Below are 20,633 nucleotides of genomic sequence, written 5' to 3'. Positions count from 1 at the left end.
CTCGCGGGCGCGCACGCGCCGCGGGTCAGTGCCAGCTAGCCCGTCCCCTCGGTCGTCCAGTCCGCGGGCGCCGGCTCCCAGGCGCCGATCTCCACCGCGGCGCCCGCCAGGATGTCCAGGCCGCCCCGGTCGACCGGCACCTCGTCCGGCTCGGCGCCCGGGACCGCCGTGACCCGCAGGACTTCCGTGACGTCGGGGTCGAGGGCGGTGGACATGGCGAGCCAGCTCAGCGGGGCGTGCAGCGCCCCGCCGGGCGGGACGACGTACCGCGCGGGGTCCGGCGTGCCGGTCGGGGTGCCCGTCTCCACGTCGGGCACCGGCGTGCCCGAGGCCCGGACGAACGTGATGTCCGGCCGGCCCTGCACCGCGCACGGCGCCGCCGAGGTGTTGGTGGCGGTGAGCAGCAGGTAGCGGTGGCCGAGCGCGGCGTCGGACCCGCCGAGCGTGACGTCGAGGTCCGCACCGGCGCAGGCCGGGGCGGCCGGGTCGTCGGGCCAGGGCGAGGTCGCGCCGCCGGCGGGCGAGCCGTCGGCCGCGGCGGGGTCCGGGGCCGGCGGGTCGGGGCGGCCGACGACGCCGGCCGCCGACCGGAACGACGACGACACCACCGCGTGCACGACCGGTCCGTCCGGCGGCCACGCGGCACCGGTGAGCGCGGCGGTCAGCTCCTCGACGGTGTCGTCGCCCTCGACCTGCACCCGCAGCCACGCCTCGTCGGTGCCCTGGGACTCGACGAACTGGGACGTGACCCCGGGCCACCGGTCCACCCGGGCGACGAGCCCGGCGAGCCGGGGGTCGAGCAGGCGCGGCGCCACGGACGTGCTGACGCGCGCGTCGGCGGCCGTCAGCAGAGCGGTCGGGACACGGGCGGGGCGGACCGCCGCGGCGAGCGCGGGGAAAGAGGCGGCCTCGGCCACCGAGGCGCTGACGACGTCCGCCCGGACCTGCAGCCCCGTCACCCCGGGGACCACGGCCACCTCGGCCGCGAGGCCCACCGTGCGCGCGCCGCGGTCGCCGGCCCCGGTGATCTCCACCGCGAGGGCGGGCACCCCCGGGCGCTCCTCCTGCCAGATGCGGGCGACGACCCGTCGCGTCGCGGGCAGCTCGGACGAGACCGCCGTCGCGACCGCCCCGAACTCCGCCGCGTCCGCCGCCGCCGTGCGGACGTCGACCCGCACGTCCACCGCCGACCGCGCCCGGCCCTCGTCCCCGGTGGTCGGTGCCGACCCGACCGCCGTCGCCTCGGCCACCCCGTCGAGGTCGGCCAGCGTCGCGGCCAGCGCGGCGGCCTCCTCCGCGCCCGGGGCCGGTGCGCCGGGCGCGTCGCACCCGGCGAGCACCGCCACGGCGAGCAGCAGGGCGGCGGTGGACCGGGCGGCGGCGGACCGGGCGGCGGCGGACCGGGCGGCGGTGGACCGGGCGGCGGTGGACCTGGCGAGGCGCCGACCGGTCGCGGCGGCCTGGCGAGGTCGCGGTAGCGGCGCGGGCGACGGCGTGCGGCGGGGCATGCTGCGGACGCTAGCCGCGCGTCGCCCCGTCGGGGGGTGGTTCACCGCCCCGACCGGGCATGCGCGCGGGACCTGCACAGCAGCCGCGCAGGAGCGCCGGGCTGCGCGGGCCCTCCGGGCGCCGGGGGGCGGATCAGCCCCCGGTGCCCTTGTCGCGGCGCCGCAGGTACCGCTCGAACTCCTGCGCGATCGCCTCACCGGACGCCTCCGGCAGCTCCGCGGTGTCCTTCGCCTCCTCGAGCTGGCGCACGTACTCCGCGATCTCGGAGTCCTCGCTCGCGAGCTCGTCCACGCCGTCCTGCCACGCCGCGGCGTCCTCGGGCAGGTCGCCCAGCGGGATCGGCTCGCCGGTCAGCGCCTCGATCCGGTGCAGCAGCGCGAGGGTGGCCTTGGGCGACGGCGGGTGCGCCACGTAGTGCGGCACCGCGGCCCACAGCGACACCGTGCGCAGCCCGCGGGCGGCCGCCTCGTGCTGCAGCACGCCGACGATGCCGGTCGGCCCCTCGTAGGAGTTCGGCTCCATGTCCAGCGCCTCGCGCACCGCGTCGTCCTCGCTCGTGGCGGTCACCGGGATCGGGCGGGTGTGCGGGACGTCGGCCAGCAGCGCGCCCAGCGTCACGACGGTCGTCACGCGCAGGCCCGCGGCGATGTCGAGCAGCTCGCCGCAGTACCGGCGCCAGCGCATCGACGGCTCGATGCCGTGCACCAGCACCACCTGGCGGCGCGCGTTCGGGGTGGTGGCGACCGCGACCGCCGTCGTCGGCCAGGTGATCTCCCGGCGCCCGTCCTCGCCCGCGCCGACCACGGGGCGGTTCACCTGGAAGTCGTGGTACTCCTCGGGGTCGAGCTCGTCCACCTGCTCCGCGCCCCAGGCCTCGTGCAGGTGCTCCAGCGCCTGGCTGGCCGCCGACCCGGCGTCGTTCCAGCCCTCGAAGGCCGCCAGGAGGATCGTCTCCCGCTCCGGGAGCCCTGCCGGTGCGTCTGCCTGCTCGGTCATCGGGCCAGCGTAGGACCCCGCGGCGCCCGATGTCGGACCCGGCGGGGAGAATGGGACGCGTGCCCCTCGTCCTCGTCGCCGTCGACCCGGACCGGCCGGGCGGCGTCCTGCTGCGCGAGGCCCGCGACGCCGCCGCCGCGGAAGCGGGTGCCGTCGGTGAGGCGGTCCCCGTCGCCGGCGAGGACCTCGCGCGCGTCGTCGGGGAGCGGGAGGCCGCCGACCACCCGCGGTGGGTGTGGGACGACACGGAGCACTGGTACCCCGACCTGCTCGCAGCGGGCGTCCGCGTCGAGCGCGCGCACGACCTGCGGCTGTGCCGGACGATCCTGCGCCGGTCGACCCGGTGCGCGGCGACGGCCCTGGCCCGCGAGCCGGAGGGCCCGTGGGACCGCGCGGCTGCCGCGGGCGGGACCGGCCCGCACGAGGCCGACGAGCTCAGCCTGTTCGACGACCTGCCCGCTGCGGTCCCGGACGCCGCACCGGACGTCGCCGCCGAGCTCGCCCGCCAGCTCGCGACCCTCACCGAGGCGGGCGACGACGGCCGGCTCCGGCTGCTGCTCGCGGCCGAGTCCACCGGCGCCCTCATCGCCGCGGAGATGCGGCACGACGGCCTGCCCTTCCGGCCGGACCTGCACGACGCCCTGCTGACCGGGCTGCTCGGGCCGCGTCCCCGCGACGGCGCGCGGCCAGAGCGGCTCGCGGCGCTGGCGGAGCGCGTCGGCGCCGCCCTCGACCGGCCCGGGCTCAACCCCGACTCCCAGCCGGAGCTGCTCCGCGCCCTGCGCGCCGCCGGCCTCGACGTCCCGTCGACCCGGACGTCCGAGATCCGCGCGCTCGACCACCCCGTGCGCGAGCCGCTGCTCGAGTACAAGAAGCTCGCGCGGCTGCTGTCCGCCAACGGTTGGGCCTGGCTGGACCGCTGGGTGCACGAGGGTCGGTTCCGGCCCGACTACGTCCCCGGCGGGGTGGTCACCGGGCGGTGGGCCAGCAGCGGTGGCGGCGCCCTGCAGCTGCCCGCCGTCATCCGCGACGCGGTCCGGGCCGACCCGGGGCGGCGGCTCGTCGTCGCGGACGCCGCGCAGCTCGAGCCGCGGGTGCTCGCCGCCATGTCCGGCGACGGGGCGATGGCGGCGGCCGGCCGGCAGGCCGACCTGTACGCCGCCGTCGTCGACGCGGGGATCGTCGCGGACCGCCAGCAGGCCAAGTACGCCATGCTCGGGGCCATCTACGGGGCGACCACCGGCGCGAGCGCGGTCCTCATGCCCCAGCTCGGGCGGGCCTACCCCCGCGCCGTCGCGCTCGTGGAGGAGGCCGCGCGGGCGGGGGAGCGCGGCAAGCAGGTCACCACCTGGCTCGGCCGGTCGTCGCCCGCACCGAGCGCCGCGTGGCTCGCCGCCCGGCAGGCCGCCTCCGCCGAGGGCGCCGCCCCCGAGGACGCGCGCGACGCCCGGCGCCGGTCCCGCGACTGGGGGCGGTTCACCCGGAACTTCGTCGTCCAGGGGACCGCCGCCGAGTGGGCGCTGTGCTGGATGGCGGTGCTGCGCCGGCGGCTGCTGGAGCTGCCCGGGCGGCCGCACCTGGCGTTCTTCCTGCACGACGAGATCGTGGTGCACGCGCCCGCCGACGTCGCCGACCAGGTGGCCGAGGCCGTGCGCGAGTCCGCCGTGGAGGCGGGACGGCTGCTGTTCGGGGCGACGCCGGTGGAGTTCGCGCTGGACGTCTCGGTGGTGGACAGCTACGCCGACGCCGTGTGATCCTGCAACTCGGTGGGTAGACAGGTCTACCTATTCGGCGGAGGTGGGCGTGGCGCGCACGACGAGCGGGGCCGGGGCGGCGGCGGACCGGACGGAGACGGCCGGGGGCACGACGACGGGCGGGCGGCCGACGACGGCCGGGGGCACGACGACGGGCGGGCGGCCGACGACGGGCGGGCGGCCGACGACCGGCGGGCGCCCATCGGCCGCCGGGGGAGCGGCGGCGACCGCCGGGCGCAGGCGGCCGGCGCGGGACCGCCTGCTCGCGGCCGCTGCGGCGCGGTTCTACGCGGACGGGATCACCGGCACCGGCATCGACACCATCACCGCCGACGCGGGCGTCGCGAAGATGAGCCTCTACAACAACTTCGCGTCCAAGGCGGACCTCGTCGCCGCCTACCTGGCGGCGCGGCACGCCGAGTGGCTCGACCTCTACGACGCGCGCCTCGCGACCGCCGGCGACGACCCCCGCGCGCGGGTGCTCGCGGTCTTCGACGCGTACGCCGACCACGCCAACGCGGGCTACGTCCGCGGCTTCCGCGGGTGCGGCCTGCTCAACGCCGCCGCCGAGCTGCCCGCGGGCGACCCCGGCCGCGCCGTCGTCCGCGCGCACAAGGAGGAGGTGGAGGCCATCGTCGCGGGCCACCTCGCCGACCTGCTGCCGGGTGACCCCGTCCGGGCGACGACGCTCGCCGAGCACCTGGCCTTCCTCCTGGAGGGCGCCATGGCCCGCGCCGGCCTGGAGGGTGACGACACCCGCCTGCGGCACGCCCGCACCCTGGCGGCCGACCTCCTGGCGACCGCATGACCACCGACCACCCCGCCACCCCGCCCTCGCGCACGCCCGCGACCCCGCCCGCCGCGCCCCCGCCCGATCGCCGAGATGGCACCTCTCGGCTGCGTGCCGCCGCCGCGGCACAGCCGCGAGGTGCCGTCTCGATGGGGTCGGATCGCGCGGGGACGAGGGCGGGCGCGGTGGTGCAGGAGCTCGCGAGGGCGGGCGCACGGGCCGGCGCGACGGCGGGGGCCGGCGCGACGGCGAGGATGGGCGCGAGAGCGGGCGCGAGGACGGGCGCGAGGACGGGCGCGAGCGTCGCGGGTGGGGGCGGCGTCGGGGTGCTCGCCGTGCTGGCGGCGGCGGTGCTGTGGGGCACGACGGGCACCGCCGCGACGTTCGCCCCGGCTGTCGGGCCGCTCGCGATCGGGGCCGCGGCGATGGGCGTCGGCGGACTGCTGCAAGCGGGGGTCGCGCGGCGGGCCGTCGCCGCGCACGCGCGCACCCTGCTCGACCGCCGGCGCCTCGTGCTGCTCGGCGCCGCCGCCGTGGCGGCGTACCCGCTGGCGTTCTACTCCTCGATGCGGCTCGCCGGGGTGGCGGTCGGCACGGTGGTCTCGCTCGGGTCGGCGCCGCTGGCCTCGGCACTCGTGGAGCGGTTCGTCGACCGGCGGCGGCTGTCCCGCCGCTGGCTCGTCGCGGCGTCGATCGGGCTGGCCGGGATCGTGCTGCTCTGCGCCGCGCAGGCCCTCGCGGGGTCGCACGACCCGGGCGGGCAGGACGCGGGCGGGCAGGACGCGGGCGGCGCCGCGTCGACGTCGGCGGCCGGCGCACCGGTGGGGGTGCTGCTCGGCCTCGTGGCCGGCGCGACGTACGCGCTGTACTCCTGGGTGGCGCACCGGCTCATGCGTGCCGGCGTGCCGTCGCGTGCGGCGATGGGCGCGGTGTTCGGCACCGGCGGCGTCCTGCTGCTCCCGGTGCTGGCCGTGACGGGCGCCCCGCTCGTGGCGTCGTGGGGGAACGCGGCAGTCGGCGTGTACATGGCGCTGGTCCCGATATTCGGCGGGTACGTCCTGTTCGGCTGGGGTCTCGGGCACGTGCGGGCGAGCACGGCCACGACGCTGACCCTGCTCGAACCCGCGGTGGCGGCGGTGCTCGCGGTGCTCGTGGTGGGGGAGCGGCTGCCCCTGGCGGGCTGGGGCGGCGTGGCGCTCGTCGTCGCGTGCCTCGCGGTGCTGACCGCACCCGTGCGCCGCGCGCGGTGGGAACCGCGCTCCCGGAGGCGCCTACCCTGGACGCCGTGACCGCTGCCGCCCCCGCCGCACCCGCCGCACCCGGCGGCATCCGGGCCGACGGCACGGTCCTGCTCGGCCCTGCGGAGTGGCGCGCCGACGCCGAGGCGCACGCCGCCCGTGCCGATGCGCTCACCGCCGGCCACCGCGCCCGGCGCGCCCGGGGAGGCGAGCGGCACGCGATCGAGGACTTCCTGTTCGAGTACTACCCCGCCAAGCCCGCGCAGCTCCGGCGCTGGCACCCGGGTGCGGGGGTCTCCCTGGCCGGCGCCGCCGACGCCCCGCACGCCGGCTGGCGCTGGTACCGGGCCGACGCCGACGGGACCGTGTCCCTCGACCTGCGCGGTTTCCTCGCCGACCGCGGCGACACGGTGCGGTACGTCCGCGCCCTGCTCTCCGCGACCGCGGGCCGCCCCGCCGCGACCGGCTGCTTCGGGCTGCACGAGTGGGCGATGGTCTACCGGGAGGGCGACGGCGAGCACCGGCACCCGCTGCCGCTGCGCCTGGGCGGCGCCGGCACCGACGCGGTCGTGGAGCGGCACCGCATCCGGTGCACGCACATCGACGCGTTCCGGTTCTTCACCCCGGACGCCGCACCGCGGAACACCCTGCAGCCCACGCGCGAGACGCAGGTCGCGATGGAGCAGCCCGGCTGCCTGCACGCGAACATGGACCTCTACAAGTGGGCGGTGAAGCTCGGGCCCGCGGTGCCCGGCGACCTGCTGCTGGACGCGTTCGCGCTCGCCCGCGAGATCCGGACGGTCGACATGCAGGCGTCGCCGTACGACGTGTCGTCCTACGGCCTCGACGCGATCGCGATCGAGACGTCCGACGGCAAGGCGGAGTACGTCCGGCGGCAGCGCGGCTTCGCGACCGCCTCGCAGGACCTGCGGGCGCGGCTGCTGGTGGCGTGCGACGCGGTGCTCGGTGCGGCGGTGCCGGGCGGTGCGGCGGTCCACACCGCCTGACCGTGCGGCGGCGACGCTCACGATGGCCAGCGTGCCGTCCGCGCCGCGCCCCGGCGTCGCTCCCGTGCTTCCTGCTCCTCACGGTCGAGGCGCAGGACGCCCTCCGGGGTCGCCGGCGTGGACGGGGGTGGCTGAACCGGCCGTCGTCCTCGACGACCCAGCCTTCCTCGACGAACAGCTCCTGCGGGTCGGGGAACGAGCTCACGAACGATCCGTCGCCGTACCACCCGCCGAGCCACCGACCGTCCGCGAACAGGACGCGCACCCAGCCCGGCCGGACGCGGGCGAATGCGTAGTCCCAGGCGCTCGGCGCGGGACGCGGTGGTCGGAGGCGTAGCGTGGTGAGCGACCGCGCGACGAGGCGTCGGTACGCACGGCTGCGCGCGAGCGCGAAGCACGCCCTCGCCGCAGCCCAGGGCACAACGACAGCAAGCAGGACGCAGGTGGTCGCCGCGCCGCGGATGTCGTCGAGTGCGAGGGCCGGCTCGCGGGCGACCGACACGAGCGCCGGCCCCAACGCCCCCGCGTACAGCCCGGCGAACACGCCCGTGGCCACCATCGCGTGCAGCACCCGGGTCCCGAAGTCCGGCCGCGCCGGGTCCGGCCCCGCCACGGCTTGCCACGAGGCCCGGTACACGAACCCCGGCACCACGAGCGTGAGGACGACGGCCGCCTGCGCCCACGTCTCAGGCACGGCGGACGGGCCCGTCGGGGTGCGAGCACGTGGTCGAGGTCATGCCCCCGACGCCAGGGAACCGCGCCTCCCCCCGCGTCGCCCGCGGGTCCCCCCTGGGGACGACGCACGCCGCACGGCCTGTGGAGGACTCGACCCCCGCTGCGCGTGCGGGCCGTGTCCCCGCGTCAGGCGATCCGCGCCTCCAGCAGCGCGTCGATCGCCACCGGCGACAGCACGTGGTCGACGGCCATGGCCGACGCGCCGAGGATCCCGACCTCGGACCGTGCCTGGGACGTGACGATCCGCAGGTGCTGCGTCGCGAGCGGCAGCGACCGCTGGTACACGATCTCGCGGATGCCCGCGATCAGGTGCTCCCCGGCCTCGGCGACGACCCCGCCGATGACGACCAGCGAGGGGTTGAGCAGGCTGACGCACGCCGCGAGCACGCCGCCGATCTCCCGCCCGGCCTGCCGGACCGCGCGCCCCGCGGCGAGGTCGCCGGCGCGGACGAGGGCGACGACGTCCGCACCGCCCCGGGCCTCGGCGCCGTCGCGGCTGAGCTGCTCGGCGAGGGCACGGCCGGAGGCGACGGCCTCGAGGCAGCCGAGGTTGCCGCACCGGCAGGGCACGTCCTCGGCGCCCGGGACGGCGATGTGGCCGATGTCGCCGGCGGCGCCCTGCGCGCCGCGCCGCAGCTCGCCGTCGGAGATGATGCCGGAGCCGATGCCGGTGGCGACCTTGACGAACAGCATGTCGTCGACGTCGGGCCACGCGGAGCGGTGCTCGCCGAGCGCCATGAGGTTCACGTCGTTGTCGACCAGGACGTCGGCGCCGCCGAGCTCGGCCGAGAGGATCCCGCGCACGTCGGCGTCGTCCCAGGACGGCATGATCGGGGGGTTGATCGGCCGGCCGGTGGCGTGCTCGACGGGCCCGGGCAGGCCGACGCCGACCGACACCAGGTCCTCGAGCGAGCGCCCGGCCTCGGCGACGAGCTTGCGCCCGTGCTCGGCGACCCAGGGGAGGACGACGTCCGGCCCGTCGGCGATGGCCAACGGTGCCTCGCCCTCGACCAGCACCCGCGAGGCGAGGTCGGTGATCGCGAGCCGGACGTGCGTCGCGCCGAGGTCGACGGCGAGCACGACCCGCGCGCTGGGCTCGAAGGCGAAGGTCGCGGGCGGCCGGCCGCCGGTCGACGAGGCCTCGCCGGCCGGTGCGATGAGCCCGGCGGACATGAGCGCCTCGACGCGCGCGCTGATGGTGGAGCGCCCCTGGCCGGTGGCGGCGGCCAGGTCGGCCCGGGTGCGGGGGCGGCCGTCGCGGAGGAGCTGGAACAGCTCCCCGGCGCCCGCGTGCCGCGTGGGGAGCTTGACGACGTCCTGCATGGCGCCTAGTGAACCAGAAAGTCCCCCGACTTGTGTTCGTCACGATCGGGTAACTCGGACAAACCCGGAGCAACTTTTGCTTGACCCGGGACGAAAGTCCCTCATAGGTTCCTCACATGGTCACCGTGGACCCACCGAACACGCCGCCGCTCCTCCAGATGCGCGGCATCGTCAAGCAGTTCCCCGGAGCCCGCGCCCTGGACGGCGTCGACCTCGACGTGCTGCCGGGGGAGGTGCACTGCCTGCTCGGGCAGAACGGGGCGGGCAAGTCGACGCTCATCAAGGTGCTCGCCGGCGCGCACCAGCCCACCGAGGGCGAGGTGCTGGTCGACGGCGAGGTCGTCACGATCGCCACCCCGGTGGCGGCCCTGAAGCTCGGGGTCGCGACGATGTACCAGGAGCTCGACGTGGTCGGGGGCCTCACCGTCGCCGAGAACGTGTTCCTCGGCCACGAGCTCGCGACCGGCGGGGTGTCCCGCCGCCGTGAGGCGCATCGCCGCACGAAGGAGATCCTGGCGCGGCTCGGCCACCCGGAGATCTCCCCGCACCGCGAGGTCGGCTCGCTGCCGGCCGCGGCGCAGCAGATCGTCTCGATGGCCCGCGCGCTGTCCCACGACGCCCGCGTCATCGTCATGGACGAGCCGTCGGCCGTGCTCGACTCGGACGAGGTGGCGAACCTGTTCCGCGTCGTCCACGAGCTCACGTCGGCCGGGGTGGCCATCGTCTACATCTCGCACCGCATGGAGGAGATCCGCGCGATCGGCGACCGGATCACGGTGCTCAAGGACGGGCGCACCGTCGCCCGCGACCTGCCGGCCCGGGACACCCCGACGCGCGAGCTCATCCGCCTGATGACGGGCCGGAACGTCGAGTACGCCTTCCCCCCGAGCACGGACCTGGCTCCCGACGCCCCGGTGGTGCTCGACGTGCGAGGGCTGGCGCTGCGCGGGGCCTTCACCGGCGTGGACCTCCAGGTCCGGGCCGGGGAGATCGTCGGGCTCGCGGGCCTGGTCGGCTCCGGGCGCTCCGAGATACTCGAGACCATCTACGGCGCGCGCCGGGCCACGGCGGGGACGGTCGAGGTCGGCGGGAGGCGGCTCCGCGCCGGCGACGTCACCGCGGCGGTCCGCGCCGGGATCGGCCTGGCCCCGGAGGAGCGCAAGGCCCAGGGCCTGCTGCTCGACGAGCCGGTGTACCGCAACATCACGCTGTCGACGTTCGGCCGGTTCGCCAAGGGCGGGCTGCTCGACGAGCGGACCGAGCGGCGGACGGCGCAGGAGCAGGCCGAGGCGCTCGACCTGCGGCCCACCGGCGTCGACCGCGCCATCCGCACCCTGTCGGGCGGCAACCAGCAGAAGGCGATGCTCGCCCGCTGGCTGGTGCACGGCTGCCGTGTGCTGCTGCTGGACGAGCCCACCCGCGGCGTCGACGTCGGGGCGCGCGCCGAGATCTACGCGCTCGTCCGCCGGCTCGCCGACGAGGGCGCCGCCGTCGTCGTGGTCTCCAGCGAGATCCCCGAGGTGCTCGGTCTGTCGGACCGGGTGCTGGTCGTGTCCGAAGGCCGGGTCGTGCACGAGGGCCCCGCCACCGCCATCGACGAGCACGCCGTGCTCGACCTCGTCATGGAAGGAAGTGCCGCGTGAGCGAGCACCAGCTCTCCGCCCCGCCCCCGGGCACGCCCGGAGCCCCCTCGGGCCCGACCCCCGCGCCCGGCTCGGCCGGCGCGACCCCCGTGCCGCCCGCCGCCGACGAGTCCGGCCGGGTCGAGCGCGTCGCCCGGGAGCACAGCCGCTCCCGCCGCGGCCCCGCGGGCGGCGGCTCCGCCCGCATCTTCGGCCTCGTCATCGCGCTCGCGCTCATCTGCGTGGTCGGCTACATCACCGCGGGCAGCCGGTTCGCGAGCATCGACAACGTCCTGGTCATCCTCAGCTCCGCGGCCATCGTCGGCGTGCTGAGCATCGGGATGACCTTCGTGATCACGGCGGGCGGGATCGACCTGTCGGTGGGGTCCGTGCTCGGCCTCGCGTCGGTGTGGGCCACCACGGTGGCGACGCAGCAGATGGCGGACCAGTACGGCTGGATCGTGATGGTCGGCTGCGCTCTCGCGGTCGGCCTGTGCGCCGGGCTGGTCAACGGCGTGCTGATCGCCTACGGCCGGGTGGTCGCGTTCATCGCGACACTCGCCATGCTGGTCGCCGCCCGCGGCCTCGCCGAGCTGATCGCCCAGCGCCGGACCCAGCTGGTCTCGGTGCAGTCCTTCGAGGACACGTTCCGGGGCAACCTGCTCGGCGTGCCGAAGATCGTGTGGATCTTCGCGGTCGTCGCCGTCGCGGGCTGGTTCCTGCTGAACCGGACGACGTTCGGCCGCCGCACGGTCGCGGTGGGCGGCAACCCCGAGGCCGCCCGCCTGGCAGGCATCGCGGTCAAGCGGCACACGATGTACCTCTACGGCCTCGCCGGCCTGGCCGCCGGCATCGCCGCGGTGATGATGCTGGCCCGCACCGGTGCGGGTTCGTCCACCAACGGCCTGCTCTACGAGCTCGACGCGATCGCCGCGGTCGTGGTCGGCGGCACCCTCCTGGCGGGTGGCCGCGGCACCATCGTCGGCACCGTGATCGGCGTCCTGATCTTCCAGACGCTGACCAACATCTTCATCCAGAACAACCTCGACTCCTCGGTCCAGCAGATCATCAAGGGCGCGATCATCGTCGTCGCCGTCCTGCTGCAGCAGCGCTTCACCTCGCGCACCCCGCGGACCGCCCGCACCTGACCCGGGGCGCCCCGCGCCTCTCAGCACCCCACGCACCACCCCCACGCGACCGGGTCCGACCCGCTCGCACGCCCCACCCTGCCCGCACGACCCCGGACATCGTCGAAGGAGATCCCATGTCCACCACCCGCACCACGCGCCGCCGCGGCCGCGTCCTCGCGCCGGTCGCCGTGCTGTCCGTCGCGTTCCTCGCCGCCTGCACCTCCAACGCCCCCGCAGAGGAGGACGACGGCGGCACCGAGGCCGCCCCGGTCGCGGTCTCCGACAACGACGAGGCCGGCGACACGGTCGTCATCGGGTTCTCGGCACCGGCCGCCGACCACGGCTGGATGGGCGCGATCACCACCGCCGCCCAGGCCGAGGCCGACAAGTACGAGGACGTCGAGCTCCGCGTCGCCGAGGGCACCAACGACGTCAACGTGCAGATCAGCCAGATCGAGGGCTTCATCAACGACGGCGTCGACGCGATCGTGCTGCTGCCGTTCGACGGCGGCGCGCTCACGGACGTCGCCACGCAGGCGATGGAGGCCGGCATCCCGGTCATCAACGTCGACCGCGAGTTCTCCAGCCCGTTCGCGTCCCGGGCCACCGTGCTCGGCGACAACTACGGCATGGGCGTGTCGGCCGGCACCTACATCTGCGAGCGGCTGGGCGACAACCCGGACGCCGTGGTGGCCGAGATCGCCGGCATCGACTCGCTGCCGCTGACCCAGGACCGCAGCCAGGGCTTCGCGGACGCGCTGGAGGACTGCGGCCTCGACGTCGACAACCGGGTCGCCGCGGACTTCACCGTCCAGGGCGGCGAGCAGGCGGCGGCGAACCTGCTGCAGGCCGCGCCGCAGATCGACGCGATCTGGAACCACGACGACGACCAGGGCGTCGGCGTCCTGGCCGCCATCGAGAACGCCGGCCGCGACGAGTTCTTCCTGGTCGGCGGCGCCGGCTCGGCGAACATGATGCGGGAGATCCAGGACGAGGCCTCCGTCGTCGAGGCCACCGTCATCTACCCGTCGACCCAGGCGGCGGACGGCATCAAGCTCGCCCGGCTGGTGGCGCACGAGAAGTCGCTGAGCGACCTCGCGTCCTCGGGCGTCCCGCGCACGGTCCAGCTGTTCGCGCCGGTCGTCACGGCCGACAACGTCGACCAGTACATCGACTCGGCCTTCGAGTCCTGATCCGGTCCGCGGGTGGCGCCGGTCGCCGGCGCCACCCGCGCCCAGGCAAGGAGGTCTCGTGATGGACGGGACGACGGCCGCGCCGCTCGGCGTCGGCATGGTGGGCTACGCGTTCATGGGTGCCGCGCACTCGCAGGCGTGGCGCACCGCACCCCGGTTCTTCGACCTGCCGCGCACCCCGGTCATGCGGGTGCTCGGCGGCCGGGACGCAGCCGCGGTGAAGGCCGCGGCGGACCGGCTCGGCTGGCAGGAGACAGCCGGGTCGTGGCAGGAGGTGGTGACCCGGGACGACGTCGACCTCGTCGACATCTGCACCCCGGGCCGGACGCACGCGGAGATCGCGGTGGCCGCGCTGGAGGCCGGCAAGCACGTGCTGTGCGAGAAGCCGCTCGCCAACACGATCGCGGAGGCGGAGGCCATGGTCGCCGCCGCCGAGGCGGCCGCCGCCCGCGGGGTGCGGTCGATGGTGGGCTACACGTACCGGCGGGTGCCGGCGGTGCAGCTCGCGCGCCAGCTCGTCGCGGACGGCCGGATCGGCGCGGTGCGGCACGTGCGCGTGCAGTACCTGCAGGACTGGCTCGCCGACCCGGAGGCGCCGCTGTCCTGGCGGCTCGACAAGCAGCAGGCCGGGTCCGGCGCGCTGGGCGACATCGGCTCGCACGCCGTGGACCTGGCGCAGTTCATCACCGGCGAGCGGCTGACCGGCGTCTCCGGGCTGCTGGAGACGTTCGTGCACGAGCGGCCGGTGGCCGCCGCGTTCGCGGGGCTGCACGGCTCGGCCGCCGGCCCCGACGCCGCGCGCGGCCCGGTCACGGTCGACGACGCCGCGGTGTTCCTCGCCCGCCTCTCCGGCGGCGGGCTCGGGGTCTTCGAGGCGACCCGGTTCGCGACGGGCCGCAAGAACGCGATCCGGCTCGAGGTGAACGGCGACCGGGGGTCGCTGTCGTTCGACTTCGAGGACATGAACGTCCTGCACTTCCACGACGCCACCGAGGACGCCGCCGTCGCGGGGTTCCGCCGGATCGTCGTGACCGAGCCGCAGCACGCCTATGTCGGCCACTGGTGGCCGGCGGGGCACGGGCTCGGCTACGAGCACGCGTTCACCCACCAGGTCGTCGACCTGGTCGGCGCGATCGCGGCGGGCGAGGACCCGTCGCCGTCGTTCGCCGAGGGACTCGCCGTGCAGCGCGTGCTCGACGCCGTCGAGCGCAGCGCGGCCGACGACAGCCGGTGGGTCGCCCTGGGCTGACCGGCCCGGGGGCGACCCGCCCGCAGGAGCAACCGCACGATCAGCTCACCGCTCGACGGGGAGGAGGTGGGGACCGCGCCACGGCCGACGACGACGTCGGCCGGCTGACGAGGCCGGGTTCCCGAACCGTGGGGACGACGCAGGAGCCCGACCTCTGTGACGAGATCCCGTAAGGAGCTGCATCACTCATGGATCGTACGCAGCCGCGCTCGCAGCGCGGCAGGAGAATGGTGGGTTTCACCCTCGCCGGGGTGCTCACCGTGACGGGGCTCGCGCTCGGCGCGGGACCGGTGGTGGCCCACGACGGCGTGGACCACGGGGCCGAGCCCGGCGCGGAGGCCGCGCTCGACTGGGACAATTACGAGAAGACGACGCTCACCAAGGACGTCGGGGAGCCGCTGGACCTCGCGGTGCTGCCCGACGGCCGGGTGCTGCACACCGCCCGCAACGGCGACATCCGGCTCACCGACCCGGCCACCGGCGTCACCCGGATCACGAACACGATCCCGGTGTACGCGAACTCCGAGGACGGTCTGCAGTCGATCGGCATCGACCCGGACTTCGAGGAGAACAACTGGGTGTACCTGGTGTACGCCCCGCCCGGGAACACGCCCGCCGGCTCCGCGCCGAACACGCTGCCGGCCGGCCAGGACGAGTCCTACTGGGACCAGTGGGTCGGCGTGAACCGGCTGTCCCGGTTCCAGTGGACGGGGGAGGGCCTGGACCTGGCCTCCGAGCAGCAGATCCTCGACGTCGAGGTCCAGCGCGGGCAGTGCTGCCACGTGGGCGCCGACTTCGACTGGGACGCCGACGGCAACCTCTACCTGGGCACCGGCGACAACACGCCGGCCGGCACCCCGGGCGCCAACGGCTTCGCCCCGAACAACGACGCCCCGGGCATGAACCCCGGCTTCGACTCGCGCCGCGGCGCGGGCAACACCAACGACCTGCGCGGCAAGATCCTGCGGATCCACGTCGAGGAGGACGGGTCGTACACGATCCCCGAGGGCAACCTGTTCCCGGAGGGAACCGAGGGCACCCGGCCCGAGATCTTCGTGATGGGCGTGCGGAACCCGTTCAAGCTCGACGTCGACCCCGAGACGAGCTCGCTGTCCTGGGGCGACTACGGCCCGGACGCGACCAAGGCGGCCGCGGCCACCGCGGGGCGCGGGCCGATGGGCCTCGTCGAGTGGAACGTCGTCGGCCTCGACGACCCGCACAACTCCGGCTGGCCGTACGTGACCGGCGACAACTTCGCCTACAACGACTGGGACTTCGCGACGAACACCCCCGGCGCGTTCTTCGACCCGGAGAACCTGGTCAACGACTCGCGCTGGAACACGGGGCTGACGGACCTGCCGCCCGCGCGCCCGGCGACGCTCTACTACGGCGACGCCCCGGGCGACCAGCCGCGGGACGAGCTGGTGAACTTCGGCACGGGCAACGGCCAGGGCCCGATGGGCGGCCCGGTGTACCACCGGCCCGCCGACGCGGGCACCGACGCGTGGCCGGCCTACTGGGAGGGCAAGGCGTTCTTCGGCGAGTTCTCGCAGGACTACATCGCGGCGTTCACGGTCGACTGGGACACCTACGAGGTGACCCACATCGAGGACGTCACGCCGAACGCGGCGATCACGGCCGACGGCTGGCCGCCGATCGACAACCCGATGGACATCGAGTTCGGCCCGGACGGGTCGATGTACGTGCTCGACTACGGCGACGGCTTCTTCCGGGCCAACCCCGACGCGGGCCTGTACCGGATCGCCTACGCCGAGGGGAACAAGGCGCCGCGCGCCGAGTTCACGGCCACGCCCACGTCCTCCTCGTCGGCCCCGCTCACGGTCCGGTTCGACGCCTCGGCGTCGAGCGACCCCGAGGGCGGTGCGCTGACCTACGCGTGGGACTTCGACGGTGACGGCACCTTCGACGCCACCGGCGTCGAGGCCGAGCACACCTACACCGCGATCGCGGCGTACACCGCGCGGCTGAAGGTCACCGACCCCGAGGGCAAGTTCACGCTCACCTCGCACCCGATCTCGGTCGGCAACCAGGCGCCGGAGGTCACGCTCACCTACCCGGAGAACGGTGGCTTCTTCACCTGGGGCGACGCGGTGCCGTTCCGGGTCACCACCCAGGACGCCGAGGACGGCACGACCACCGACTGCAGCCGCGTGTCCTGGACGTACGGCCTGGGCCACGACGAGCACGCCCACCCCGAGGTCTCGGGCACGGGCTGCCAGGGCGCCTTCAAGACGAACGCCGACTCGCCGGAGCACGGCCCGGGCGCGCTGCTGTACGGCGCGGTCGTGGTGACGTACCGCGACGCGGGCGCCAACGGCCTGCCGGCCGCGTCGGGCGAGGCCACGCTGCGCCTCAACCCGCGCGAGCAGCAGGCCGAGCACGCCGCACGCACCGGCGTCACCGTGTACGCGGACGAGACGGCCTCGGCCGGCAACGCGGTCCGCGGCCTCGGCACCGGCGACTCCCTGACGTTCACCCCGGTGAGCTTCAGCGGGATCACCGGCGCGGTCGTCCGCGCCAGCGGCGGCGGCGAGGTGCAGCTCCGCTGGGGCGCTGCCGACGCGGCGCCGTTCGCCACCGCCACCATCCCGGCGGGCGCGGGCTGGAAGGACGTCGAGATCGCCTTCGACGCCCCCGAGGGCACCGGCGACCTGGTCGTCACCTCGGCCGACGAGCTGGCCGTGGACGCGATCACGATGGTCGGCCCCGGTGTCGCGGACACCGCCGCCCCCACCGTGGCGCACACCCTGACCCCGGCGGCGCCCACCGGTGCCGGCGGCGTCTTCACCGAGCCGGTGCGGTTCGCCGTGCAGGCCGCGGACAACGGGGCGCTGGCCAGCGTGCAGTACTCGCGCGACGGGGGGGCCACCTGGACGAACCTCGCGGCGAACCAGCAGTACGGCGTGACGTTCTCCGAGAGCGGCGCGTACGACCTGCGGTACCGCTCCACCGACACCCAGGGGCTGGTCTCCGAGGTGGGCTCCGTGCAGTTCACCATCGACCTCGAGGCCCCGGAGGAGCCCACCGTCGACACCACCACCACGGCCGCCGTGGCCGCGGGTCGGGTGCCGTTCGGCGCCCCCGGCGAGGTCACGGTCGCGGTCTCCGCGGCCGAGGGCGTCGCCTCCGGCGAGGTCGTGCTGACCGTCGGCGAGACCGAGGTCGGTCGCGGCACGCTGGGCGCGGACGGCACCGCCGTCGTCGCCCTGGACCCGACCCTGGGCGTCGGCACCCACACGGTGACCGCGTCGTTCGTCGGCGGCGAGGTCTTCAAGCCCTCGTCCGGCACCGTCCGCCTCACGGTGGCGCGCACCACCTCCACGGTGGCCGCGACGGTGTCGCCGAACCCGGTCAAGCCCGCCGTCGCCGCCAAGGCCACCGTCCAGGTGACCACCGGCAGCGGCGTCGCCGCCGCCGGGGACGTCACGGTGACGGTCAAGCGCAACAACCAGACCGTCGCCACGCTCACCGGGACCCTCGACGCCTCCGGCGCGAGCGTCGTCTCCCTCGGGCGCCTGCCCGAGGGCACCTACAAGGTCGACGTCGCCTACGGCGGCACGGCCGGCATCTCCGGCTCCACCACCAGCACCACCCTCACCGTCCGCAGCTGACCGCGCGCCGGTGACCCGGGCCGGGCTGCACCGCAGCCCGGCCCGGGCCCGCCGGCCGTCTCGAAGGAGAGACATGAGCACGCACCAGCACGCCTCGATCCCCAACCGGCCGCTGAGCCGGCGGTCCCTGATGAAGGCGCTCGGCGCCTCCACGGTGGCCGTGGGGCTCGGGACCGCCCTCGGCGCCTCGGGGGCCTCGGCCGCCGGCCTCGCGCCCGCGGCCGCGCCGACGACCGGGCGGACCCGCCTGGTCCCGGCCAACCGCATCGGCATCCAGCTGTACACGATCCGCGACAAGGTCAGCTCGCTCGGCTTCCGGGCCGTGTTCGAGGAGCTCGGCCGGATCGGGTACGCGGAGGTGGAGTTCGCCGGCTACACCCAGGGCAACGTCGGCGCCATCACCCCGGCGGAGATCCGCCAGCTCCTCGACGACAACGGGCTCAAGGCCGTCGGCTCGCACGTCAGCACCCAGCTGCTGCGCACCGACCTGGCCAACCAGATCGACATCGCGCACACCCTCGGCATGCCGCACCTCGGCACCGGCAACGCACCCACGAACACCGCGACCAAGGAGGGCTACCTCGCGGCCGCGGAGGAGTGGAACGGCTGGGGCGAGCAGGTCAAGGCCGCCGGCCTCAAGCTCTACCAGCACAACCACGACGGCGAGTTCCGGTTCGACCCGGTCGACCCGTCGGTCCGGCTCTACGACGTGTTCTACGACAACACCGACCCGGACCTGGTCTACCTCGAGATGGACATCTACTGGGCGTACGTCGGGCAGCACAAGTACCCGGGGTTCGAGCCGGTCGACTACGTCCTGCGCAACCCGCGGCGCTACCCGCTGCTGCACCTGAAGGACGGCAAGGCCAACGAGGCCAGCGCCAACGGCTACGACATCATCGAGTTCGGCGCCGGCGACCTGCCGTACCAGCAGTTCCTGTCCCAGCTCCGCACGCGCGGCCAGCACTTCGGGCTGTACGAGCAGGACAACGCGGCGACGGTCGCCGAGCCGCCGAACCCGCTGAACTCCCTCGGCAACGCCGACCGCAGCTACGACGCCATCGCCGGCCTGCGCGGCTGAGCGAGAAGGAGACACGGACATGAAGCGGATCTACTCGGTGCCCGCCGCGCTCGTCGGCGCGTTCGGGCTCGTGGCCCTCGGCAGCACGGTGGCGCAGGCGGCCTCGACCGACTGCACCACCGACCTGGGGGACCAGACCATCACCGGGGACCTCGTCGTCCCGGCCGGCGCGGACTGCGTGCTCGCCGGCGCGACGGTCGAGGGCTCCATCACCGTCGGCGCGGACGCCTGGCTCGACGCCACGTCGGTGACCGTCACCGGCGACGTCGTCGCCACCGACGCGTACGGCGTCCTGCTGGACGGCACCCGGGTCGACGGCGACGTGAGCGCGTACACGACGGGCTCGCGCGTCGGCTTCCTCTACCTCAACGACCTCGAGGTCGGCGGCAGCGTGGCGGCCGGCGGTCTCGACGTCGAGGTGACCGGCTCGTCCATCGGGGGCGGTCTGACCACGCAGGCGGCGACCTACGTCGACCTGCTGCAGACCGGCGTCGAGGGCGAGGTGGCGATCTCCGACTCCGACTGGGGCGTGAACGTCGCCGGGGCCGTCGTCGGCGGCACCCTCTCCGTCACCGGCTCCAGCCGGGACGTCCTGGTCGGCGCCACCGCCGACGGTGCGGCCGACACCTTCGGCAACACCGTGGGCGGCGACCTCGTGCTCACCGGCAACACCGCGAACCTGCGGGTCGCCGGCACCACGGTCCTCGGCACCATCCGGCTCGCGGACAACGACCCGGCCGCGGCGTTCGGCCCGGGCAACACCGCGGGCGGCGTCGAGGGCGACCACACCGGCGAGGCGCCGGGCGCCGTGGCCGCCGGCGACCAGGCGCTGGCCGTCACCGTGCCCGAGCAGCGGGCGGGCGAGCTCGTCTGGTCGCTCGAGGGCACGTCCGGCCTCGTGAACCTCGGCGTCGCCGAGGAGCTCGAGGACCGGTACCGGGCCACCGGGGAGATCGTCCCGGTCCGCGTGCACGACACCCGCGCGGGCGACCCGGAGTGGTCCATCACCGCGCAGGTCAGCGACTTCGTCGCCGGGGGCGAGACCCTGTCGTCGAAGTACCTGGGCTGGACGCCCGAGGTGCTCGAGAACGGCGGCGACGCCGTGGCCGGGCCCGCGGTGCCGTCCGGGTTCGAGGAGGGCGACGGCCTGTCCGTGGCCCGCACCCTCGCCGAGGCCGAGGCCGGGCACGCCCGCGGCTCGTCCCTCGTCGGGGCCGACCTCGACCTGCAGCTGCCGCTCGACGCCCCGCAGGGCACCTACACGGCCACGCTGACGCTCACCGCGCTCAGCTGACGCCGGCCCGCAGTCCCCGTCCCCGCCCGCCCGGTCCTCGTCCCGGGCGGGCGGGGGCGGCACCACCCGCCCGGACCGCC

At 75.6% G+C, this 20,633-nt stretch carries 14 protein-coding genes and 1 pseudogene; 11 read left to right on the top strand and 4 right to left on the bottom strand.

What is annotated here, in order from left to right; translation table 11 throughout:
* Nucleotides 1–35: 35 nt before the first annotated feature.
* Entirely contained in the window at nt 36–1,508 is a 1,473-nt protein-coding gene (locus FS882_RS05945; protein ID WP_187365152.1) for a DUF4232 domain-containing protein, read from the bottom strand.
* A gap of 133 nt (nt 1,509–1,641) precedes the next feature.
* Complete coding sequence (locus FS882_RS05935; protein WP_158371849.1) at nt 1,642–2,505, bottom strand: PAC2 family protein; 864 nt, start codon at nt 2,503–2,505, stop codon at nt 1,642–1,644.
* Nucleotides 2,506–2,555: 50 nt separating this feature from the next.
* On the opposite strand from FS882_RS05935, the gene FS882_RS05930 reads away from it, so the two are divergent.
* The 4 genes from FS882_RS05930 (at nt 2,556) to FS882_RS05915 (ending at nt 7,294) form a co-directional block, all read left to right on the top strand.
* A complete protein-coding gene (locus FS882_RS05930) occupies nt 2,556–4,259 on the top strand; it encodes a bifunctional 3'-5' exonuclease/DNA polymerase (protein WP_158371847.1) in 1,704 nt (567 codons plus the stop codon).
* Nucleotides 4,260–4,518: 259 nt separating this feature from the next.
* Nucleotides 4,519–5,067 carry a TetR/AcrR family transcriptional regulator gene (locus tag FS882_RS05925; protein WP_158372109.1) on the top strand — a complete coding sequence of 183 codons (549 nt, stop codon included), beginning with the start codon at nt 4,519–4,521 and terminating at the stop codon, nt 5,065–5,067.
* Between the two features lie 308 nt (nt 5,068–5,375).
* Nucleotides 5,376–6,338, top strand: a complete 963-nt coding sequence (locus tag FS882_RS05920; RefSeq protein ID WP_262348096.1) for a DMT family transporter — start codon at nt 5,376–5,378, stop codon at nt 6,336–6,338.
* 38 nt (nt 6,339–6,376) lie between these two features.
* Nucleotides 6,377–7,294 carry a 3-methyladenine DNA glycosylase gene (locus FS882_RS05915; RefSeq protein WP_158372105.1) on the top strand — a complete coding sequence of 306 codons (918 nt, stop codon included), beginning with the start codon at nt 6,377–6,379 and terminating at the stop codon, nt 7,292–7,294.
* A 124-nt stretch (nt 7,295–7,418) separates the two neighbouring features.
* On the opposite strand, the pseudogene FS882_RS21810 reads toward FS882_RS05915, so the two are convergent.
* Nucleotides 7,419–7,988, bottom strand: a pseudogene (locus FS882_RS21810) (DUF6338 family protein); the annotation flags it as partial.
* A gap of 167 nt (nt 7,989–8,155) precedes the next feature.
* A complete protein-coding gene (locus FS882_RS05910) occupies nt 8,156–9,352 on the bottom strand; it encodes an ROK family transcriptional regulator (RefSeq protein ID WP_158371845.1) in 1,197 nt (398 codons plus the stop codon).
* A gap of 116 nt (nt 9,353–9,468) precedes the next feature.
* On the opposite strand from FS882_RS05910, the gene FS882_RS05905 reads away from it, so the two are divergent.
* The 7 genes from FS882_RS05905 (at nt 9,469) to FS882_RS05875 (ending at nt 20,553) form a co-directional block, all read left to right on the top strand.
* Nucleotides 9,469–10,995 carry a sugar ABC transporter ATP-binding protein gene (locus FS882_RS05905; RefSeq protein ID WP_158371843.1) on the top strand — a complete coding sequence of 509 codons (1,527 nt, stop codon included), beginning with the start codon at nt 9,469–9,471 and terminating at the stop codon, nt 10,993–10,995.
* Between the two features lie 89 nt (nt 10,996–11,084).
* On the top strand, nt 11,085–12,122 hold the full coding sequence (locus FS882_RS05900) for an ABC transporter permease (protein ID WP_158372103.1): 1,038 nt from the start codon (nt 11,085–11,087) through the stop codon (nt 12,120–12,122).
* Between the two features lie 116 nt (nt 12,123–12,238).
* Nucleotides 12,239–13,297: a substrate-binding domain-containing protein gene (locus FS882_RS05895; RefSeq protein ID WP_158371841.1), complete on the top strand. Its 1,059-nt coding sequence runs from the start codon at nt 12,239–12,241 to the stop codon at nt 13,295–13,297.
* 61 nt (nt 13,298–13,358) lie between these two features.
* On the top strand, nt 13,359–14,546 hold the full coding sequence (locus FS882_RS05890; RefSeq protein WP_262348095.1) for a Gfo/Idh/MocA family protein: 1,188 nt from the start codon (nt 13,359–13,361) through the stop codon (nt 14,544–14,546).
* A 251-nt stretch (nt 14,547–14,797) separates the two neighbouring features.
* Nucleotides 14,798–18,178: a PQQ-dependent sugar dehydrogenase gene (locus FS882_RS05885; protein WP_262348094.1), complete on the top strand. Its 3,381-nt coding sequence runs from the start codon at nt 14,798–14,800 to the stop codon at nt 18,176–18,178.
* Nucleotides 18,179–18,251: 73 nt separating this feature from the next.
* Nucleotides 18,252–19,259, top strand: coding sequence for a sugar phosphate isomerase/epimerase family protein (locus tag FS882_RS05880; RefSeq protein WP_187365150.1), 1,008 nt, complete (start codon nt 18,252–18,254; stop codon nt 19,257–19,259).
* Nucleotides 19,260–19,278: 19 nt separating this feature from the next.
* Complete coding sequence (locus FS882_RS05875) at nt 19,279–20,553, top strand: hypothetical protein (RefSeq protein ID WP_158371837.1); 1,275 nt, start codon at nt 19,279–19,281, stop codon at nt 20,551–20,553.
* The last annotated feature ends 80 nt before the right edge of the window (nt 20,554–20,633 follow it).

Origin of the sequence: Cellulosimicrobium cellulans, from assembly GCF_007679345.1 — a bacterium.
Classification (GTDB): Bacteria; Actinomycetota; Actinomycetes; order Actinomycetales; family Cellulomonadaceae; genus Cellulomonas; species Cellulomonas cellulans_A.
Note: the sequence above shows the minus strand (reverse complement) of the source record. Positions and strands in the feature narration are given on the sequence as shown.

Coding starts and splice junctions, on each gene's coding strand:
- FS882_RS05890 (WP_262348095.1), top strand. CDS start 13,359: ATGGACGGGACGACGGCCGCGCCGCTCGGCGTCGGCATGGTGGGCTAC.
- FS882_RS05930 (WP_158371847.1), top strand. CDS start 2,556: ATGGGACGCGTGCCCCTCGTCCTCGTCGCCGTCGACCCGGACCGGCCG.
- FS882_RS05905 (WP_158371843.1), top strand. CDS start 9,469: ATGGTCACCGTGGACCCACCGAACACGCCGCCGCTCCTCCAGATGCGC.
- FS882_RS05875 (WP_158371837.1), top strand. CDS start 19,279: ATGAAGCGGATCTACTCGGTGCCCGCCGCGCTCGTCGGCGCGTTCGGG.
- FS882_RS05880 (WP_187365150.1), top strand. CDS start 18,252: ATGAGCACGCACCAGCACGCCTCGATCCCCAACCGGCCGCTGAGCCGG.
- FS882_RS05935 (WP_158371849.1), bottom strand. CDS start 2,505: ATGACCGAGCAGGCAGACGCACCGGCAGGGCTCCCGGAGCGGGAGACG.
- FS882_RS05945 (WP_187365152.1), bottom strand. CDS start 1,508: ATGCCCCGCCGCACGCCGTCGCCCGCGCCGCTACCGCGACCTCGCCAG.
- FS882_RS05895 (WP_158371841.1), top strand. CDS start 12,239: ATGTCCACCACCCGCACCACGCGCCGCCGCGGCCGCGTCCTCGCGCCG.
- FS882_RS05910 (WP_158371845.1), bottom strand. CDS start 9,352: ATGCAGGACGTCGTCAAGCTCCCCACGCGGCACGCGGGCGCCGGGGAG.